We start from the raw sequence: 17,447 nt of genomic DNA, 5'->3' as shown, positions 1-17,447 counted from the left end.
CCGCCGCGCGGGGACCGGTCAAGAGCGTACTTCGAGCAGCGGGACGAGCTGTTCGGCGGCCGTCATGGAGCCGTGCAGCCCCACCATCGAGGACTCGTTGGGCTCGGTGCGGGAGGCGGTGACCGCCACATCGGCGCAGGCCGCGGCGACGACATCGCCGATGCGGCCGTACACGCGCTCCTCCACGGGGCCGAACCAGCCCGCCTCGACGGCCTCCTCGCGGCTCGCCACCCACATCCGGTCGCCGAGCACCTCGCGCCAGACCGCGGCGACGTCGGCGGCGGCACCGGGGACGGCGTAGACGTGCCGGGCCCGGCCCTCGCCGCCGAGGACGGCGACGCCCGCGCGCAGCTCCCAGTCCTCGTCGAAGTCGATCCGGGACTCCTCGTCGAACGGGATGTCGACCATGCCGTGGTCGGCGGTGATGTAGAGCGCCGAGCGGGGCGGCAGTTGCTCGGCGAGGCGCAGCGCGAGCCGGTCCACATAGGCGAGTTCGGCGAGCCACTCGTCGGACCCGGTGCCGTGGCGGTGCCCCTTGCCGTCGACCTCGCTGTAGTACGTGTAGACGAGCGAGCGGCCCGCGGCGCCGAGTTGCTCCGCGGCGAGGTCCATCCGCTCCGCGCCGGTGTGCCGGCCGTGGAAGGTGCCGCCGCTGAGCGCCACCCGGGTCAGCGGGGTGGTCTCGAAGCCGGGCGCGGAGACCTGGCAGGTGTGGATCCCGGCCGCGTCCGCGAGCTGGAAGACCGTCGGATACGGCTGCCAGAGATGCGGGTCGGTCCAGGGCCGCCAGCGCAGCTGGTTCATCAGCGCGCCGCTCGCCGGGTCCAGGACCGTGTAGCCGGCCAGGCCGTGCGCGCCGGGCGGCAGACCGGTGCCGACGGAGGCGAGGGAGGTGGCCGTGGTGGACGGGAAGCCCGCGGTGAGGGGCCCGCCGGTGCCGCCGCCCGAGCCCGCCAGGAGGGAGGTCAGGAACGGCGCCTCGTCCGGATGGGCCTTCAGCAGCTCCCAGCCGAGTCCGTCCACCAGGAAGACGCAGTTCCGGTCGGCCGGCTCCAGGGCGAGGCCGGCGCTCAAGCCCGGGACGCCCTGCCCGGCGGCCAGGGTCGGCAGCAGCTCGGCGAGCGAGCCGTGCCCGTAGGCGGGCGCGGGCGCGGAGCGCGGATCGAGGGGTGCGGGGTCCTGCCAGGCGGAGCCGGCGGTGGCGGGCTGGGCCATCAGCGGGCGGCGGTGGAGGCCACGGTGGCCTCGGAGAGCGACTGCGCGAAGGCGAGCGTCTGGCGGACGGAGTCGGGGCCGTCACCGGCCTCGCTGACCCGCAGGCTGAGGTCGTCGGCGGTGGAGTTGCCGGTGTAGCCGTGGTCGGCCTCGCAGCCGGGGTCGCCGCAGGCGGCGGGCTCCAGGTCGATGCGGTTGACCGCGCCCCAGCCGATGGTGAGCACGACCTCGCGGGGCAGCGTGCCCGGGGTGTAGGACTCGGGGTTGGACACGACCCGGCTGAGCACCACCGAGGAGATCCGCTCCAGCCGCACCGACTCCGTGGAGGTGGTCGCGTACGGGGAGGGGGAGGTGCCGTCGGCGGCCTGCTCGTCGGTGTGGCTGACGATGAACCGGGTGCGGGTCAGCACCAGCACGGTGACATGGCGGCGGACCTCGTTGGAGTCGAAGGTCGTCTCCTGGTGGACCAGGTACGAGGTGACCGGTTCGCCGCCCACGGCGGCCTCCACCGCCTCGGCCACCAGGGCCGGGTAGTAACCGCTGCGCTCGATCGCCGAGCGCAGCCCTTGGGTCGTCGTGCCGGTCTTCGCCATGGCCCCCATCCTACGGGGCGGCGGCACCCCCCGAGGAACGGCGGCACCGCCGGGCGGCCGGGCCCGGCCGCCCCGGGCCGGGCTCAGTAGAAGGGCAGCCGCCGCGGCCCGATGTCCGGGCCGGCGGACGGGGCCGCGAGCCGCACCGAGGCGCCGAGCACGCTCAGCCCGTGCGCGGCGACGACGACCGGTTCCAGCTCCACCGAGACCACCTCGGGGTGGTCGTCGACCAGCCGGGAGAGCCGGAGCAGCAGCTCCTCCAGGGCCGCGGTGTCCACCGGGTCCGCCCCGCGCCAGCCGAAGAGGAGCGGTGCGGCCCGGATGGAGCGGATCAGCTCGGCGGCGTCCCGGTCGGTGACCGGCAGCAGCCGGTGCGCGATGTCGCCGAGCAGCTCGGAGGGGGCGCCGGAGAGGCCGAAGGAGAGCACGGCTCCGGCCGCCGGGTCGATCGCGGCCCGGACGACGGTGTCGACGCCGCGGGGGGCCATGGCCTGCACCACGGGGCGCAGTTCCTCCGGCTTCCCCAGGAAGTCGGTGAACTCCCGGTAGGCGCGGCGCAGGGCTTCCTCGGTGGTGAGGTCGAGCCGCACGCCGCCGAGGTCGGCCCGGTGGCGCAGATGCGGGGCGGTGGTCTTGAGCGCCACGGGATAGCCGAGGACGGCCGCGGCCCGGGCGGCGGTGTCCGCGTCGGGCGCGGGCAGCGCGGGCCGCACGGTGATGCCGTACCGGGCGAGCAGGGAGGCGGCGCGGTCGGCGGGGAGCGGGAAGCTGCGGGTGTCCCGGCTGCCCGCGGCGGTGAGCAGGTCCTCGATCTCGGTGCCCGCGCCGGCCTCGTCGATGTCCTCGTACTCGGGCACGCGGCCCGGTTCGGCGGCCGTCCGGCGCCAGGCGGCGTAGCGCACGGCCTCGGCGAGGGCGCGGACGGCGCGCTCGGCCGCGGGGTAGGCGGGGATGCCCGATCCGCGCGCGGGGCCTGCGGCGTCCGCGTCCCCGTCCTCCTCCGCCGCGGCGGGTACGCCGGGGCCCGCCGCGGGGCTTCCGCCGGAGGCGCCGAGAGCGGCCGCGAGGCCGTCCATCTCCAGATGGGCCACCACGACGGGCTTCCCGGTACCGCCCGCCCGGACGGCGTCGCGCAGGGCCGCGGCCAGCTCCGGGCCCTCGTCCGGGGAGGGGCCGTCGGTCTCGCCGACCCAGGGGATGGCGGTGACGACGACCGCGTCGCAGGCGTCGTCGGCGAGCGCCCCGGCGAGCGCCGCGCGGAAGTCGCCGGGTGTGGCCTGGGTGGTGAGGTCGGTGGGGGTGAGCGGGCGGAGCCGTTCGGTGAGGCAGGCGTCGTAGGCGAGCAGGCCGAGCGATTCGGAGTTGCCGAGGATGGCCACCCGGGGTCCGTTCGGCAGGGGCTGTCCGGCCAGCAGCAGGCCGGTGTCGACGAGTTCGGTCACGGTGTCGACGCGGATCACCCCCGCCTGCCGGAACAGCGCCGAGACGGTGGCGTCGGGGATGCGGGTGCTGGGCACGGCGTGCCCGGTGGGGGCGGCGCCGCTGTGCCGGGCGCCCTTGACCACGACGACCGGCTTCGCGGCGGCCGTGCGGCGGGCGAGCCGGGTGAACTTGCGCGGATTGCCGATGGATTCCAGGTACATCAGGACGACGTCGGTCGCCGGGTCGTCGTGCCAGAACTGCAGCACGTCGTTGCCGGAGACGTCGGCGCGGTTGCCGGCCGAGACGAAGGTCGAGGTGCCGATGTGGCCGGCGCCGCGCCGGTGCAGCGCGGAGAGCAGGGCGATGCCGATGGCGCCGGACTGGGTGAAGAGGCCGATGTGCCCGGGCGGCGGGAGTTCGGGCGCGAGAGAGGCGTTGAGGCGTACGCCGGGCGCGGTGTTGAGGATGCCGAAGGCGTTGGGGCCGATGATGCGCATGCCGTACGAGCGGGCCTGGCGGACCAGTTCGCGCTGGCGCTCGCGCCCCTCGGGGCCGCTCTCGCCGTAGCCGGAGGAGATGACGACGAGGCCCTGGACGCCGTGTTCGCCGCAGTCGGCGACGACGGCGGGCACGGACTCCGCGGGAACGGCGACGACGGCGAGGTCGACGGGCTCGCCGATGGCGCCGACGGTGCGGTGGGCGGGTACCCCCTCCGGCTCCAGGGTGCCCAGGTCCTCGGGGAAGGCCCGGTTGACCGCGTGGACGCGGCCGGTGAAGCCGCCGTGCAGCAGGCCGCGGAGCACGGCGCGGCCCATGCCGCCGGGCCGCCGTCCGGTGCCGATCACGGCGACCGAGCCGGGGGCCAGCAGCCGCTGGACGGACCGGGCCTCGGCGCGCTGCTCGCGGCTGCGCTGGACGGCCACGGAGCGGTCGGTGGGTTCGAGGCCGAACTCCAGCCGGACGACGCCGTCCTCGAAGCTGCGCTTCTGGGTGTAACCGGCGTCCGTGAACACCTTGATCATCTTGGTGTTGGCGGGCAGCACCTCGGCGGCGAAGCGGCGGATGCCGCGTTCGCGGGCGACGGCGGCGATGTGTTCGAGGAGGGCGGAGGCGAGGCCGCGGCCCTGGTGCGCGTCCTGGACGAGGAAGGCGACCTCGGCCTCGTCGGCCGGCGCGGAGGCGGGCCGTCCGGTGGCGTCGATGCGGTCGTACCGCACGGTGGCGATGAACTCCCCGCCCACGACGGCCGCCAGGCCGACCCGGTCGACGTAGTCGTGGTGGGTGAAGCGGTGGACATCGCGGTCGGACAGCCGGGGGTACGGCGCGAAGAAGCGGTAGTACTTGGACTCGTCCGAGACCTGCTCGTAGAAGTCGACCAGGCGCTGCGCGTCGTCCTCGGTGATGGGGCGGATGTGGGCGGTGCCGCCGTCGCGCAGGACGACGTCGGCTTCCCAGTGGGCCGGATAGACGTGCTCCGACGGCGTTTCCATGGGGCCCAGCGTACGGGTGTGGCGCCCGGTGCGTGGAGCACCGTGCACCGGGGGCGGCGGACCGGGGCGCGTCCGGGGCGCGTACGCGGTGCTTCGGGGCGCGTGGGAGTGCGTACGGGGCGGCCGCGCGGACGCGTCCGGGCGCCGCGCGACGGCCCTCCCGGCGGTGCCGGAACGGGGCGCGGTGCGCCGGTACGGTGACCGCGGACCCGTCCGGGCACTTGCGGCACCGTGCGAGAATGGTCTAGACAACTTACGGCTTACGGATTACCCGTTCCTGCGACCGAAGGGCACCACCATGGCAGAGCGCCGCGTCACCGTCGGCTGGGCCGAGGGGCTGCACGCCCGTCCCGCCTCGATCTTCGTCCGCGCGGCGACCGCCTCCGGCGTCCCCGTGACGATCGCCAAGGGCGACAGCTCCCCGGTCAACGCCGCCTCGATGCTCGCGGTGCTGAGCCTGGGCGCGCAGGGCGGCGAGGAGATCGTTCTCGCCTCCGAGGCGGAGGGCGCGGACGCCGCGCTCGACCGGCTGGCCAAGCTGGTCGCGGAGGGGCTGGAGGAGCTGCCGGAGACGGTCTGAGGCCGCGGGCCGGGACCGCGGGCCCGGCCCGTCGGAGTCCCGGCCCCGCGGGGTGCCGGCTCTGCGGGGTGCCGGCTCTGCGGGGTGCGTACCCGGCGATTTCGGCCCGCGGGATGCCGGTGCGGCCGCCGGCAACGGCCAACAGCGCGCGGCGGAGCCGCGGTTGCCCCTCGGGGCGGCCGCGGCTTCCGCGTCTGTGACCCGTGCGGCGGCCCGCGCGCCACCCCGAGCGCAGACCCCGCGACAGCGGACGGGGAGGACCGGTCCGGCCACGGCCCGGCCGGTCCGTTGCCCTTCCGGCCGCCGCTTCTCTCCCTCTGCGCGATTTACGCGCCGCCGCCCCGATAAGCCCCTCCCGGCGCGCTCTTCACCTTCTCCGCCTTCGCGGCTTTTTCTCCCCCGATTCCCCACCCCGCTTTGTTAATTCTGCACGCGTTCCGTGTTGACGGTTTGTTTCGGATTCCTCACCGCGGCCCGGGGGCGCAGCCGGAAGCCCTCCGGCGGCGCCAGTTCCGTGTGCGCCGCCATGAGGGCGCGGGCGCGCGCCGCGTCCCCCCGCGCGACGGCGTCCACGATGGCGCCGCGCTCCGACCAGGTGCCTGGCGCGGGGGCCGGCCGCGGCACCGCGTAGACCCAGGCGATCTTGCGGCGGACCTGGGTGAGCAGGGCGATCAGGCTGGGACTGCCCGAGGCCTGGGCCAGCGTCTCGTGGAACCAGGCGTCCAGCGAGCGCAGATCCGCCGCCTGACCGTGACGCGCCCGCTCCCGGCCGAGCCCCACCAGCCCGCGCAGCACCTTGAGATGGGCCTCGGTGCGGCGTTGCGCCGCGCGCCCGGCGGCCAGCGGTTCCAGCAGAGCGCGGATCTCCAGCAGGTCGGCCGCCTCCCGCTCCGTCGGTTCGGCCACGCAGGCGCCCGCGTGCCGCCGCGTGGTGACGAACCCCTCGGACTCCAGGGCTCGCAGGGCCTCCCGGACCGGGACCCGGGAGACGCCGTAGCGGCGGGCGAGCAGTTCCTCGGTGAGGCGGCTGCCGAAGGGATAGGTACCGGCGACGATGTCGTCACGGATCGCATGGCGCACCGCGTGCGCCGGAATACGGCGGCCGGCCGGCGGCGCATCACCGTTCATCTCCGCCTCCGCATTTCCGGACCTCCACTGGAATTCCCGTGGAACACAGGGCTCGACATTCCCGAACTGTATTGCAGGACGCGGAATATGGTGACGAGGATGCCCTGGGGCGTGGGAGATCCGGTCAGGAACCGGCCACGGCCGGGGCGGGAGCCGGACGCGGAGCCGGATACGCGGAAGACCCCGGCCGGGAGGGCCGGGGTCTCGCGGGGCGCCGGGTGTCAGAGCGAGACGCCGTGCGAACGCAGGTACGCCACGGGGTCGATGTCGGAGCCGTACTCGGCGCTGGTGCGGGCCTCGAAGTGGAGGTGCGCGCCGAAGGAGTTGCCGGTGTTGCCCGCCAGGCCGATCTGCAGCCCGGGGGTGACCGTCTGGCCCGCCGTGACGTTGAGCGCGGACAGGTGCCCGTACTGGGTGTACGTGCCGTCGTTCATCTTGATGACGACGCTGTTGCCGTAGGAGCCGTCCCAGCCGGCCTCGACGACGGTGCCCGAGCCCACGGACTTGACCGGGGTGCCCTCGGACGCCTTGAAGTCGATCCCGGTGTGGCTGCCGGAGGACCAGGCGGCACCGGAGGCGTGGTACTGGGTGGAGACGAAGCTGCCGTCGACCGGCATCACAAAGGTGTTGAGGCGCTTGCGCTCGGCCTCGCGGGCGGCCCGCTCCTTGGCGGCGCGCTCCTCCTTGGCCCGGGCGTCGGCGATCCGCTTGGCCTCGGCGGCCTCGCGCTTGGCCGCGGCCTCGGCCCGCTCCATGGCGGCGGCCACGTCGGCGGCGGACTGCTGGGCCTCGGCCTGGTCGCCGACCCGCTCGCCGAGAGTGTCGTCGAGGACGACCGCCTGGCGGAGTCCGGTGTCCGCGGCTCCGCGGGAGCTGTCGTCCGCGGCGAACGCGGGGGAGGCGAGGGTGGCTGCGACGCCGCTGGTGGCGAGGGTGGCCAGGCCGGCGACGCGCGCGGGGCGGCTGCTGCTGCGACGGCTCGGACGGCGGTGCTTCCCGGTGGTACGGGTGAGCGGCATAGGGTGCGGCTGTCCTTTCCTTCCTTCTCGCCTACCGGGTTAGCTGACGGGTTCGGAGCAGGAAGGTCTCCTACGGGCCCCTCCGCTGAGGAGGCGCCCGATTCACCCCAAGGGACCGGGCCGTTGCCATACCGCCGCGGGCGGTGTGGTGCGGGCCCGTCCCGCACCGGTGAGGTGCGGGAAGGAGGGTCCCCGGCTCCCCTGGCTCGCGCCATGGGGACTCGGCGATGACTGTCCGGTGCCGCGGTTTGCGGCGAAGTGCCCGGCCGAACAGCCGGACCGACGCTAAGACGGACGGCTCCGCCGCGCCAAACAAAACCGGCTTTTTGTTGCGGAGACCACAGGAGAGAACGCCCGCACGACGGCAAAAGGGACCAAAGGGCGGCGCTCCCCGCCGCGCGCGAGGGCGGAACCGGCACTTCCGCCCGGCCCTCCGCCCGGCTCTCCGCCCGCCTGCCGGCCGTGTGCCGGCCCAGCACCGCGCACGGCCGTGACGGACCGCCAGTTCTGACGGTCCGTCACGGCCGTGCGTGCGGCAGGCCGCGTCCCGAACGCCCGGACGCGGCCCGTTCGTTCAGCCGCTGACGACCTTGACCTCCCCGATGCCGAGCGCCCGGACCGGCTCCTCGATCGCGGAGGCGTCCCCGACCAGCACCGTCACCAGGTTGTCGACCGGGAACGCGCTGACCGCGGCGGCGGTGGCCTCCACCGTGCCGGTCTCGGCGAGCCGGGCGTACAACTGCGCCTGGAAGTCGTCCGGAAGGTACTGCTCGACCTGGTCGGCCAGGGTCCCGGCGACGGAGGCGGCGGTCTCGTACTTGAGCGGCGCGACCCCGACCAGGTTCTGCACGGCCACATCGCGCTCCTCGTCCGTCAGCCCGCCGGCCGCGAGGGTGCGCAGCACCTGCCAGGTGTCCTCCAGGGCCGGGCCGGTGACGTCGGTGGCCACCGAGCCGCTGATGGCCAGCAGCGAGGCGCCGGTGCCCTCGGGCGTCGAGCGCAGCACCTGCCCGAAGGCGCGCACGCCGTAGGTGTAGCCCTTCTCCTCGCGCAGCACCCGGTCCAGGCGGGAGGTGAGCGTGCCGCCGAGGCAGTAGACGCCGAGCACCTGGGCCGCCCAGACGCGGTCGTGCCGGTCGGGCCCGACCCGGCCGATGAGGACCTGGGTCTGCACCGCGCCCGGCCGGTCCACGATGACGACCCGGCCGGTGTCGTCCGCCGTGATGGCCGGCACGGGGCGGGCCTCGGCCGTGCCGCCGGTCCAGGTGCCCAGGGTGCCGGCGAGGACCTCGGCCAGCGGGATGCCGGTGAAGTCGCCCACGATCACGGCGGTAGCGGTGGCGGGGCGGACATGCGTCTCGTAGAACGCGCGCGCGCCGGCGGCGTCCACGCGGGCGACGGTCTCCTCGGTGCCCTGGCGGGGCCGGGACATCCGGGACGCGGCCGGGAACAGCTCCTTGGAGAGCTCCATGGCGGCCCGGCGGGCGGGGTTGGCCAGCTCGTGCGGGATCTCGTCGAGCCGGTTGCGGACCAGCCGCTCCACCTCGCCCTCGGGGAAGGCCGGGGCCCGCAGGGCGTCCGCGAGCAGCCCCAGCGCCTTGGCCAGCCGGGAGGCCGGGACCTCCAGGGAGACCCGCACGCCGGGATGGTCCGCGTGGGCGTCCAGAGTGGCGCCGCAGCGCTCCAGTTCGGCGGCGAACTCCTCGGCGGTGTGCTGGTCGGTGCCCTCCGAGAGGGCGCGCGCCATGATCGTGGCGACACCTTCGGTGCCCTCCGGCTCGGCCTCCAGAGGCGCGTGCAGGTTGATCTCGACGGCCACCACCTTCTGGCCGGGGCGGTGGCAGTGGAGCACCGTCAGGCCGTTGGGCAGGGTGTCCCGCTCCGGCGTCGGGAAGGCCCAGGGCGTGGGCTCCCCGGCGCGCGGCATCGGGTGGAACGTCATGGTGGTGCCGGCGTCGCTCACTGGGCCGCCTCCTTCTGGTCGCTGCCGTCGGTGCCGTCGGTGCCGTCCGTCCCGTCACCGGGCCCCTGTCCGGGCCCGGCCGGTTCGTAGACGAGCGAGGCGCGGTTGTCGGGGCGCAGCCGCGCCGCCGCCACCTCGCGCACCTCCTCGGGGCCGACCTCCAGCAGCCGCTGCACCGCCGTCAGCGCGAGCTGCGGGTCACCGAAGAGGACGGCGTAGCGGCAGAGCTGGTCGGCACGGCCGCCGACGGTGGCCAGCTGGTCCAGCCACTCGCGCTCCAACTGCGCCTGGGCGCGCTCCATCTCCTCCGGCGTCGGGCCCTCCTCCGCGAACCGGGCCAGCTCCTCGTCGACCGCCCGTTCGATGGCGGGGATCTCCACCCCGGAGGACGCCTTGACGTCCAGCCAGCCCATCGACGGGGCACCCGCCAGCCGCAGCAGGCCGAAGCCCGCGCCGACGGCGAGGCGGTCCCGGCGGACCAGCCGGTTGTACAGCCGGGAGGACTCCCCGCCGCCGAGGACCGTCAGGGCGAGATCGGCGGCGTCGGCGGCGCGGGTGCCGTCCTCCGGGAGCCGGTAGGCGGACATCAGGGCGCGGGCCGGGACGTCCTCGCGCAGCTCCTCCCGCAGTTCCTCGCCGATGATGTCGGGAAGGGCCCCGTCGCGCGGCGGCTGCTTGCCGTCGTGGCCGGGGATGGAGCCGAAGTAGCGCTCGATCCAGGCGAGGGTCCGCTCGGGGTCGATGTCGCCGACGACCGCGAGGACGGCGTTGTTCGGCGCGTAGTACGTCCGGAAGAAGTTCCGGGCGTCCTCCAGGGAGGCGGCGTCGAGGTCGGCCATCGAACCGATCGGGGTGTGGTGGTACGGGTGGCCCTCGGGATAGGCCATGGCGGTCAGCTTCTCGAACGACGTGCCGTAGGGGACGTTGTCGTAGCGCTGACGGCGCTCGTTCTTCACGACGTCCCGCTGGTTCTCCATGCTCTCCTCGTCGAGGGCGGCGAGGAGACTGCCCATGCGGTCGGCCTCCAGCCAGAGCGCGAGTTCGAGCTGGTGGGCCGGCATGGTCTCGTAGTAGTTGGTGCGCTCGAAGCTCGTGGTGCCGTTGAGCGAGCCGCCGGCGCCCTGCACCAGCTCGAAGTGGCCGTTGCCCTTCACGTTCGCGGAGCCCTGGAACATCAGGTGCTCGAAGAGGTGTGCCAGGCCGGTGCGGCCCTGGCCCTCGTGGCGGGAGCCGACGTCGTACCAGAGGCAGACCGCGGCGACCGGGGTCAGGTGGTCCTCGGAGAGGATCACGCGCAGACCGTTGGCCAGCCGGTGCTCCGTCGCTGTCAGGCCGCCGGACCCGGCCTTCTCGGTGGCCGTGTGACCCATGGGCATGTACGTCCCTTCGATCGCGGGTGAGGGGTGCGGAGATGATGAGTGCTGCCACTGTATGCAAGCGGCCGGAGACCTGGCGAAGTTCCCGTACCGTGCCGTTCGGACGGGTCGTGGACGGCACTGTCCGCGGCGGGGTCCACAATGGTCCGCGTCACCACCCCGCCCAGCGAAGTTTTCGAAGTCCTAAGGAGCAGCAGCCGCGATGGCCCGCCGCAGTACGAAGACCCCGCCTCCCGAGGAATTCGAGGAGCGCATCCTCGACATCGACGTCGTGGACGAGATGCAGGGCTCCTTCCTGGAGTACGCCTACTCGGTCATCTACTCGCGCGCACTCCCCGACGCCCGCGACGGCCTCAAGCCCGTCCACCGGCGCATCGTCTACCAGATGAACGAAATGGGCCTGCGGCCCGACCGCTCGTACGTGAAGTGCGCACGCGTCGTGGGCGAGGTGATGGGCAAGCTCCACCCGCACGGCGACGCCTCGATCTACGACGCCCTGGTGCGCATGGCACAGCCGTTCTCGATGCGGCTCCCGCTGGTGGACGGCCACGGCAACTTCGGCTCGCTGGGCAACGACGACCCGCCCGCCGCCATGCGGTACACCGAGTGCCGGATGGCCGCCGCCACCTCCCTGATGACGGAGTCGATCGACGAGGACACGGTCGACTTCGCGCCCAACTACGACGGCCAGGAGCGGGAGCCGGTCGCCCTGCCGGCCGCCTATCCGAATCTGCTGGTGAACGGCGCCTCGGGCATCGCGGTGGGCATGGCGACCAACATGCCGCCGCACAACCTGGGCGAGGTGATCGCCGCCGCCCGGCATCTGATCAAGCACCCGGGCGCCGACCTGGCCACGCTGATGCGCTTCGTCCCCGGCCCGGACCTGCCGACCGGCGGACGGATCGCCGGGCTGGCCGGCATCCGCGACGCGTACGAGACCGGCCGCGGCACCTTCAAGATCCGCGCCACGGTGGCGGTGGAGAACGTCACCGCCCGCCGCAAGGGCCTCGTCGTCACCGAACTGCCGTTCACCGTGGGCCCCGAGAAGGTCATCGCCAAGATCAAGGACCTGGTGGGCGCCAAGAAGCTCCAGGGCATCGCCGACGTCAAGGACCTGACCGACCGGACGCACGGCCTGCGGCTCGTCATCGAGATCAAGAACGGCTTCAACCCTGAGGCGGTGCTGGCGCAGCTCTACAAGCTGACGCCCATGGAGGAGTCCTTCGGCATCAACAACGTCGCGCTGGTGGACGGCCAGCCGCTGACGCTGGGGCTCAAGGAACTGCTGGAGGTCTATCTGGACCACCGCTTCGAGGTGGTCCGGCGGCGCAGCGAGTTCCGGCGCGGCAAGCGCCGCGACCGGCTGCACCTCGTCGAGGGCCTGCTGACCGCCCTGATCGACATCGACGAGGTCATCCGCATCATCCGTTCCAGCGAGAACTCGGCGGAGGCGAAGCAGTCGCTGATCGCCCGCTTCTCGCTGAGCGAGATCCAGACGCAGTACATCCTGGACACCCCGCTGCGCCGGCTGACCAAGTTCGACCGGATCGAGCTGGAGTCGGAGCGGGACCGTCTCAACACCGAGATCGCGGAGCTGACCCGCATCCTGGACTCCGACGCGGAGCTGCGGAAGCTGGTCTCCTCGGAACTGGCCGCGGTGGCGAAGAAGTTCGGCACCGACCGGCGCACGGTGCTGCTGGAGTCGGCGGACGCCCCGGTGCAGGCGGTGCCGCTGCAGGTGGCCGACGACCCGTGCCGGGTGCTGCTCTCCTCCACCGGCCTGCTGGCCCGCACGGCGGGCGGCGAGCCGCTGGAGGGCGGTTCCACCAAGCGCGTCAAGCACGACGTGATCGTCTCCGCCGTCCCGGCCACGGCCCGCGGCCACGTCGGCGCGGTGACCTCCACCGGGCGGCTGCTGCGGCTGTCGGTGATCGACCTGCCGCAGCTGCCCGACACGGCCTCCGCCCCGAACCTGGCCGGGGGTGCGCCGATCGCCGAGTTCCTCACCCTCGACGAGGGCGAGGAGCTCATCTGCCTGACCACGCTCGACGAGAGCTCCCCCGGTCTGGCCGTCGGCACGCGACAGGGCGTGGTGAAGCGCGTGGTGCCGGACTACCCGGCCAACAAGGAGGAGTTGGAGGTCATCGGCCTCCGGGACGGCGACCGGATTGTCGGCGCGGTCGAGCTGCGCACGGGCGACGAGGACCTGGTCTTCGTCACCAGCGAGGCGCAGCTGCTGCGCTACCCGGCCTCCCAGGTACGGCCGCAGGGCCGCGCGGCGGGCGGCATGGCCGGGGTGAAGCTGCCCGAGGGGGCCGAGGTGATCTTCTTCGGCGCCGTGGACCCGGCCGGTGACGCCGCGGTCTTCACCGTCGCCGGCGCCGCCCAGGGCACGCTCGACGCGTCGGCGCAGCAGTCGGCGAAGCTGACCCCGTTCGACCAGTACCCGCGCAAGGGGCGGGCCACCGGCGGGGTGCGCTGCCAGCGCTTCCTCAAGGGCGAGGACCGGCTGGTCTTCGCATGGGCCGGCGCCACGCCGCCCCGGGCGGCCGGTTCCTCGGGCGCCCCGGTGGAGCTGCCGGAGCCGGATCCGCGCCGGGACGGTTCGGGCATGCCGCTGCCGAAGCCGGTCACGGTCGTCGCCGGACCGGTGTAGGGGGGCGGCGCGCGTCCCTCGTCTCCCGCGCGTTCTCCCGTTCATCGGCCCGCGCCCGGGGTTCCGGGCGCGGGCCGGGGCTTCGCGGGCTCAGACGTGCCCGGCCGCCGCCCCGGGGTCTCCGGCGGCTTCCGGCGGCTCTCCGTACGCCCCGTAGGCGCCGTACGCCCCGTGCTCCTCGGGCTCCCCGGGCTCCTCCGGTTCTTCCGGCTGTTCGCGCAGCGTGTACCGCAGGACGCCCCACATGCCCGTCTCGTCGGCGGCCCCCTCCCCCGGCTCCGCCTCCCGGCAGGCCTCCAGCTCCTTGCGCACGGCCCCGGCGTCGATGCCGGCTCCGATCAGGACGAGCCGCGTGTCCGGCGTCTCGTCCCGCCCCCACGGCGAGGGGTAGAAGCGCAGGAAGTCACCGACCGCGTGCAGGGTGAACTTCTCCCGGTGGCCATCCACGCCGAAGTGGACCCAGCCCTTGATCCGGTAGAGGCCGTCCGGCCGGCTGTCGAGGAAGGCCATCAGCCGGCGCGGGTCCAGCGGTGTGCCGGAGACGAACTCCGCGCTCTCGTAGCCGCTGTGGAAGTGGCCGCCACCGGCGCAGCCGCCGTCATGGTCCGTGTGCCCGCCGGTCTCCCGCTCCCGGTTCAGCTCCCGGTACAGGTCCTCGAAGGACAGCTGCCGTACCCCCTCGGTCTCCTCCGCGCGCGGCCGTTCGTCGAAGAGCAGCCCGGCATCGATCCGCCCGTGCGCGGCGGGGATGACGGGGGCGCGCGGAGCGAGCCGTTCCAGGGTCTCCAGGGTGTCCCGCAGCCCCGCTTCGTCCACCCGGTCCGCCTTGTTGAGCACCACCAGGTCGGCGATGCCCACATGCCGGTCGAGTTCCGGGTGCGCGGCGCGGGTCCGGCCGAACTCGGCGGCGTCGACGACCTCGACCAGCCCGCCGTAGACGATGCGCTCGTTGTCGCTGGCCAGGATCATCCGGATGAGCTCCTGCGGTTCGGCCAGTCCGCTCGCCTCGATGACGATGACGTCGATCCCGGCTCCGGGGCGGGCGAGCCGCTCCAGGAAGCCGTCGAGCTCGCTGGTGTCGACGGCGCAGCAGAGGCAGCCGTTGCCGAGCGAGACCATGGAGTCGACCTGGCCGGCCAGGGCCATCGCGTCGATCTCGATCCTGCCGAAGTCATTGACGACGGCGCCGACGCGAGTACCGTCACTGCTGCTCAGCAGATGGTTGAGCAGGGTGGTCTTGCCCGATCCCAGAAACCCCGCCAGCACGACGACCGGTATCTGTCTCCTGGCCACAGGGGCGCCTCCGTCATCGGTGTCCGTGGTGTGCCGCGGGAACGGCCGCGGGCCAGGATAGACGGCCTCAGCTCGTCAACGATTTGAAGAATTCTTCAATTGGCCACATTATGGAGTGAGCCTCCCGCCCGCTCCCCCGAAGACAGGTGCCGATCTTGCAGGTCCCGCTCTACCAGGCCAAAGCGGAGTTCTTCCGCATGCTCGGACACCCCGTGCGCATCCGGGTGCTGGAACTCCTCCAGGACGGCCCCATGCCCGTACGGGACCTGCTCGCCGCCATCGGCACCGAGCCGTCCAGCCTCTCCCAGCAGCTGGCCGTGCTCCGCCGGTCCGGCATCGTGACCTCGACGCGCGAGGGGTCCACCGTCGTCTACGCCCTGGCCGGCGGTGATGTGGCGGACCTGATGACCGCGGCCCGGCGGATCCTCACCGAGATGCTGGCCGGGCGCAACGAACTGCTGGCCGAACTGCGGGAGTCCAAGGACATACGCCGGTGAACCAACTCCTCGCACGGGCCCTCTCCGCGCTGCTCTCCCTCCTGCCCACCCGCTCCGACCTCGCCGCGATGCGCGGCCGCCCACGCCGGGACCTGCTCGCCGGCCTCACCGTGGCCGTCGTCGCGCTGCCCCTCGCGCTCGGCTTCGGCATCTCCTCCGGCCTGGGCGCCGAGGCCGGGCTGGCCACCGCCGTGGTCGCCGGCGCGCTGGCGGCCGTCTTCGGCGGCTCCAGCCTCCAGGTCTCCGGACCGACCGGGGCGATGACCGTCGTCCTGGTGCCGATCGTCCACACCCACGGTGCCTCCGGGGTGCTCATGGTGGGCCTGATGGCGGGCGTGCTGCTCCTGCTGCTGGCCGCCGCCCGGGCCGGGAAGTACATGGCCTTCGTGCCCGCGCCGGTGGTCGAGGGCTTCACCGTGGGCATCGCCTGTGTGATCGGGCTCCAGCAGATCCCCGCGATCCTCGGCGTACCGGTCCCGGACGAGGAGAAGGTCACCGTGGCGGCCTTCGAGGCCGTACGGGACTACCTCGGCGCACCGGACTGGCCCGCCGTCACCATCGCGCTCGCGGTCGCCGGGCTGATGCTCGCCGGCGCGCGGTGGCGCCCGGCCGTGCCGTTCTCGCTGCTGGCCGTGGTGGCGGCGACGATCGCCGCCGAGACGACCGGGCTGGACGTGGACCGCATCGGGGCACTGCCCGCCGGGCTGCCCGCGCCCTCCCTCGGCTTCGTCGATCTCTCCGCCCTGTCCTCGCTGATCGCGCCCGCCGTGGCGGTGGCCGCCCTGGCCGCCCTGGAATCCCTGCTGTCCGCTGCGGTCGCCGACGGCATGACCGTCGGGCAGAAGCACGACCCGGACCGTGAGCTCTTCGGCCAGGGCCTCGCCAACCTCGCCTCGCCGCTCTTCGGCGGCGTGCCCGCGACGGGTGCGATCGCCCGGACCGCCGTCAACGTCCGTACCGGGGCGACCTCCCGCCTGGCGGCCCTGGCCCACGCGGTGGTCCTCGCGGTGATCGTCTTCACCGCCGCACCGCTGGTCTCCCGTATCCCGCTCGCCGCGCTGGCGGGCGTCCTCCTCGCCACCGCCATCCGCATGATCGAGGTCGGTTCGGTCCGCGCGATGGCCCGCGCCACCCGCGCCGACGCCGTCGTGCTGGTGCTCACCGCATGCGCCACGCTGGCGCTCGACCTGGTGCAGGCGGTCGTCATCGGACTGATCGTCGCGGGCGCCCTGGCCCTGCGGGCGGTCGCCCGGAACGCCCGGGTGGACGAGGTGCCGCTGCACCACGACGACCCCTCCGGCGGCCACGACGCCGCCGAACAGGCCCTGCTGGCCGAGCACATCGTGGCCTACCGCCTGGACGGACCGCTCTTCTTCGCCGCCGCCCACCGCTTCCTGCTGGAGCTCTCCGAGGTCGCCGACGTCTCCGTGGTCATCCTGCGCATGTCGCGGGTGACCACCATCGACGCCAGCGGCTCGCTGGTGCTGAAGGACGCCATCGAGAAGCTGGAGCGCCGTGGGATCACGGTGCTGGTCTCCGGCATCCGCGACGGCCACCACCGACCGCTGGAGGCGCTCGGCGTCATCGGACGGCTCGACGCCACCGGACGGGTGTTCGCCACCACGCCCGAGGCCATCGCCGCCGCCCGGGAGCTGCTCCACGGCTCGGGAGTCCTGCCCGCGCCGAGGGCACCCCGGCCGGAGAGCCCGCCGGAATCCGCCGTGGAGGCGGCGGGAGCAGCGGAGGCCGCGGAGGGGCCCGTGGCCGGGGCCGCACGGGAGGACAGCCCGCCGACGGCGCTGCCCCTGTGACCCGCCGCTGCGTGAACGCGGCCTCGCCGCACGGGCGTTCGCGCGCCCGGGCACCGGAGCGCGGAACGGCGGACGGCGGCCCCGGGGTGACGGGCGGTGGCCCGCCCCGCCCCCTCGGCGCGGTCCGGCCATCCCCGCCGGCCCGGCACGGCTGGTAGCCCTGCCCGCCTCCCCCGCCGCGGGCAGGCCCGCGGACACCCCCCGGTACGGGGGCGTCCCTCCGCCGCGCGACGCACGGCACCGACACCGCGGCCCGGCCCGGGAACGGCGGACAACGGGCGCTCCTTGGCCGGAAAGAGACCGGGCAGCGACCGGCCGGACTGCCGTGACCTTATGCGTTCGAACGCCCGCGTTCGGTCAACGGGATCCGGTGCGGCCGCCCCTTCCGGCACCGCGACGCCCGC

12 protein-coding genes and 1 riboswitch are annotated in these 17,447 nt (G+C 74.0%); of the genes, 4 read left to right on the top strand and 8 right to left on the bottom strand.

What is annotated here, in order from left to right; genetic code table 11:
- Positions 1-18 precede the first annotated feature (18 nt).
- From IF83_RS0105085 to IF83_RS0105075, 3 genes are all read right to left on the bottom strand, one after another.
- On the bottom strand, positions 19-1,215 hold the full coding sequence (locus IF83_RS0105085; protein WP_030542806.1) for an alkaline phosphatase family protein: 1,197 nt from the start codon (positions 1,213-1,215) through the stop codon (positions 19-21).
- Positions 1,215-1,808 carry a DUF5998 family protein gene (locus tag IF83_RS0105080; RefSeq protein ID WP_030542805.1) on the bottom strand — a complete coding sequence of 198 codons (594 nt, stop codon included), beginning with the start codon at positions 1,806-1,808 and terminating at the stop codon, positions 1,215-1,217. Before IF83_RS0105080 ends, IF83_RS0105085 begins: the two co-directional genes overlap by 1 nt.
- Positions 1,809-1,891: 83 nt before the next feature.
- Positions 1,892-4,720, bottom strand: coding sequence for a bifunctional acetate--CoA ligase family protein/GNAT family N-acetyltransferase (locus IF83_RS0105075; protein WP_030542804.1), 2,829 nt, complete (start codon positions 4,718-4,720; stop codon positions 1,892-1,894).
- 298 nt (positions 4,721-5,018) lie between these two features.
- On the opposite strand from IF83_RS0105075, the gene IF83_RS0105070 reads away from it, so the two are divergent.
- Complete coding sequence (locus tag IF83_RS0105070) at positions 5,019-5,300, top strand: HPr family phosphocarrier protein (protein ID WP_030542803.1); 282 nt, start codon at positions 5,019-5,021, stop codon at positions 5,298-5,300.
- Between the two features lie 420 nt (positions 5,301-5,720).
- Here IF83_RS0105070 and IF83_RS0105065 read toward each other — a convergent pair whose 3' ends face one another.
- The 4 genes from IF83_RS0105065 to IF83_RS0105050 all read right to left on the bottom strand — a co-directional run bounded on the left by IF83_RS0105065 (position 5,721) and on the right by IF83_RS0105050 (position 10,786).
- Positions 5,721-6,428 carry a GntR family transcriptional regulator gene (locus IF83_RS0105065; protein WP_030542802.1) on the bottom strand — a complete coding sequence of 236 codons (708 nt, stop codon included), beginning with the start codon at positions 6,426-6,428 and terminating at the stop codon, positions 5,721-5,723.
- Positions 6,429-6,649: 221 nt separating this feature from the next.
- Positions 6,650-7,447 carry a M23 family metallopeptidase gene (locus IF83_RS0105060; RefSeq protein ID WP_030542801.1) on the bottom strand — a complete coding sequence of 266 codons (798 nt, stop codon included), beginning with the start codon at positions 7,445-7,447 and terminating at the stop codon, positions 6,650-6,652.
- Positions 7,448-7,461: 14 nt separating this feature from the next.
- Positions 7,462-7,684, bottom strand: a riboswitch (cyclic di-AMP (ydaO/yuaA leader).
- Between the two features lie 337 nt (positions 7,685-8,021).
- Positions 8,022-9,410 carry a M16 family metallopeptidase gene (locus IF83_RS0105055; RefSeq protein ID WP_030542800.1) on the bottom strand — a complete coding sequence of 463 codons (1,389 nt, stop codon included), beginning with the start codon at positions 9,408-9,410 and terminating at the stop codon, positions 8,022-8,024.
- Complete coding sequence (locus tag IF83_RS0105050) at positions 9,407-10,786, bottom strand: M16 family metallopeptidase (protein WP_167343571.1); 1,380 nt, start codon at positions 10,784-10,786, stop codon at positions 9,407-9,409. The genes IF83_RS0105055 and IF83_RS0105050 overlap by 4 nt, the downstream gene beginning before the upstream one ends.
- Before the next feature lie 202 nt (positions 10,787-10,988).
- On the opposite strand from IF83_RS0105050, the gene IF83_RS0105045 reads away from it, so the two are divergent.
- A complete protein-coding gene (locus IF83_RS0105045) occupies positions 10,989-13,442 on the top strand; it encodes a DNA gyrase/topoisomerase IV subunit A (RefSeq protein WP_030542798.1) in 2,454 nt (817 codons plus the stop codon).
- 90 nt (positions 13,443-13,532) lie between these two features.
- Here the strand turns inward: IF83_RS0105045 and IF83_RS0105040 are convergent, their stop codons facing one another.
- On the bottom strand, positions 13,533-14,735 hold the full coding sequence (locus IF83_RS0105040; RefSeq protein ID WP_037678747.1) for a CobW family GTP-binding protein: 1,203 nt from the start codon (positions 14,733-14,735) through the stop codon (positions 13,533-13,535).
- Between the two features lie 155 nt (positions 14,736-14,890).
- Here IF83_RS0105040 and IF83_RS0105035 point away from each other — a divergent pair, with 155 nt between their 5' ends.
- Entirely contained in the window at positions 14,891-15,232 is a 342-nt protein-coding gene (locus tag IF83_RS0105035; protein WP_030542796.1) for an ArsR/SmtB family transcription factor, read from the top strand.
- Positions 15,229-17,043, top strand: coding sequence for a SulP family inorganic anion transporter (locus IF83_RS0105030; protein WP_244176848.1), 1,815 nt, complete (start codon positions 15,229-15,231; stop codon positions 17,041-17,043). Before IF83_RS0105035 ends, IF83_RS0105030 begins: the two co-directional genes overlap by 4 nt.
- Positions 17,044-17,447: the final 404 nt, after the last annotated feature.

Origin of the sequence: Streptomyces albus subsp. albus (assembly GCF_000719865.1) — a bacterium.
GTDB lineage: Bacteria > Actinomycetota > Actinomycetes > Streptomycetales > Streptomycetaceae > Streptomyces > Streptomyces albus_E.
This window is presented reverse-complemented; position numbering and strand designations above follow the sequence as displayed.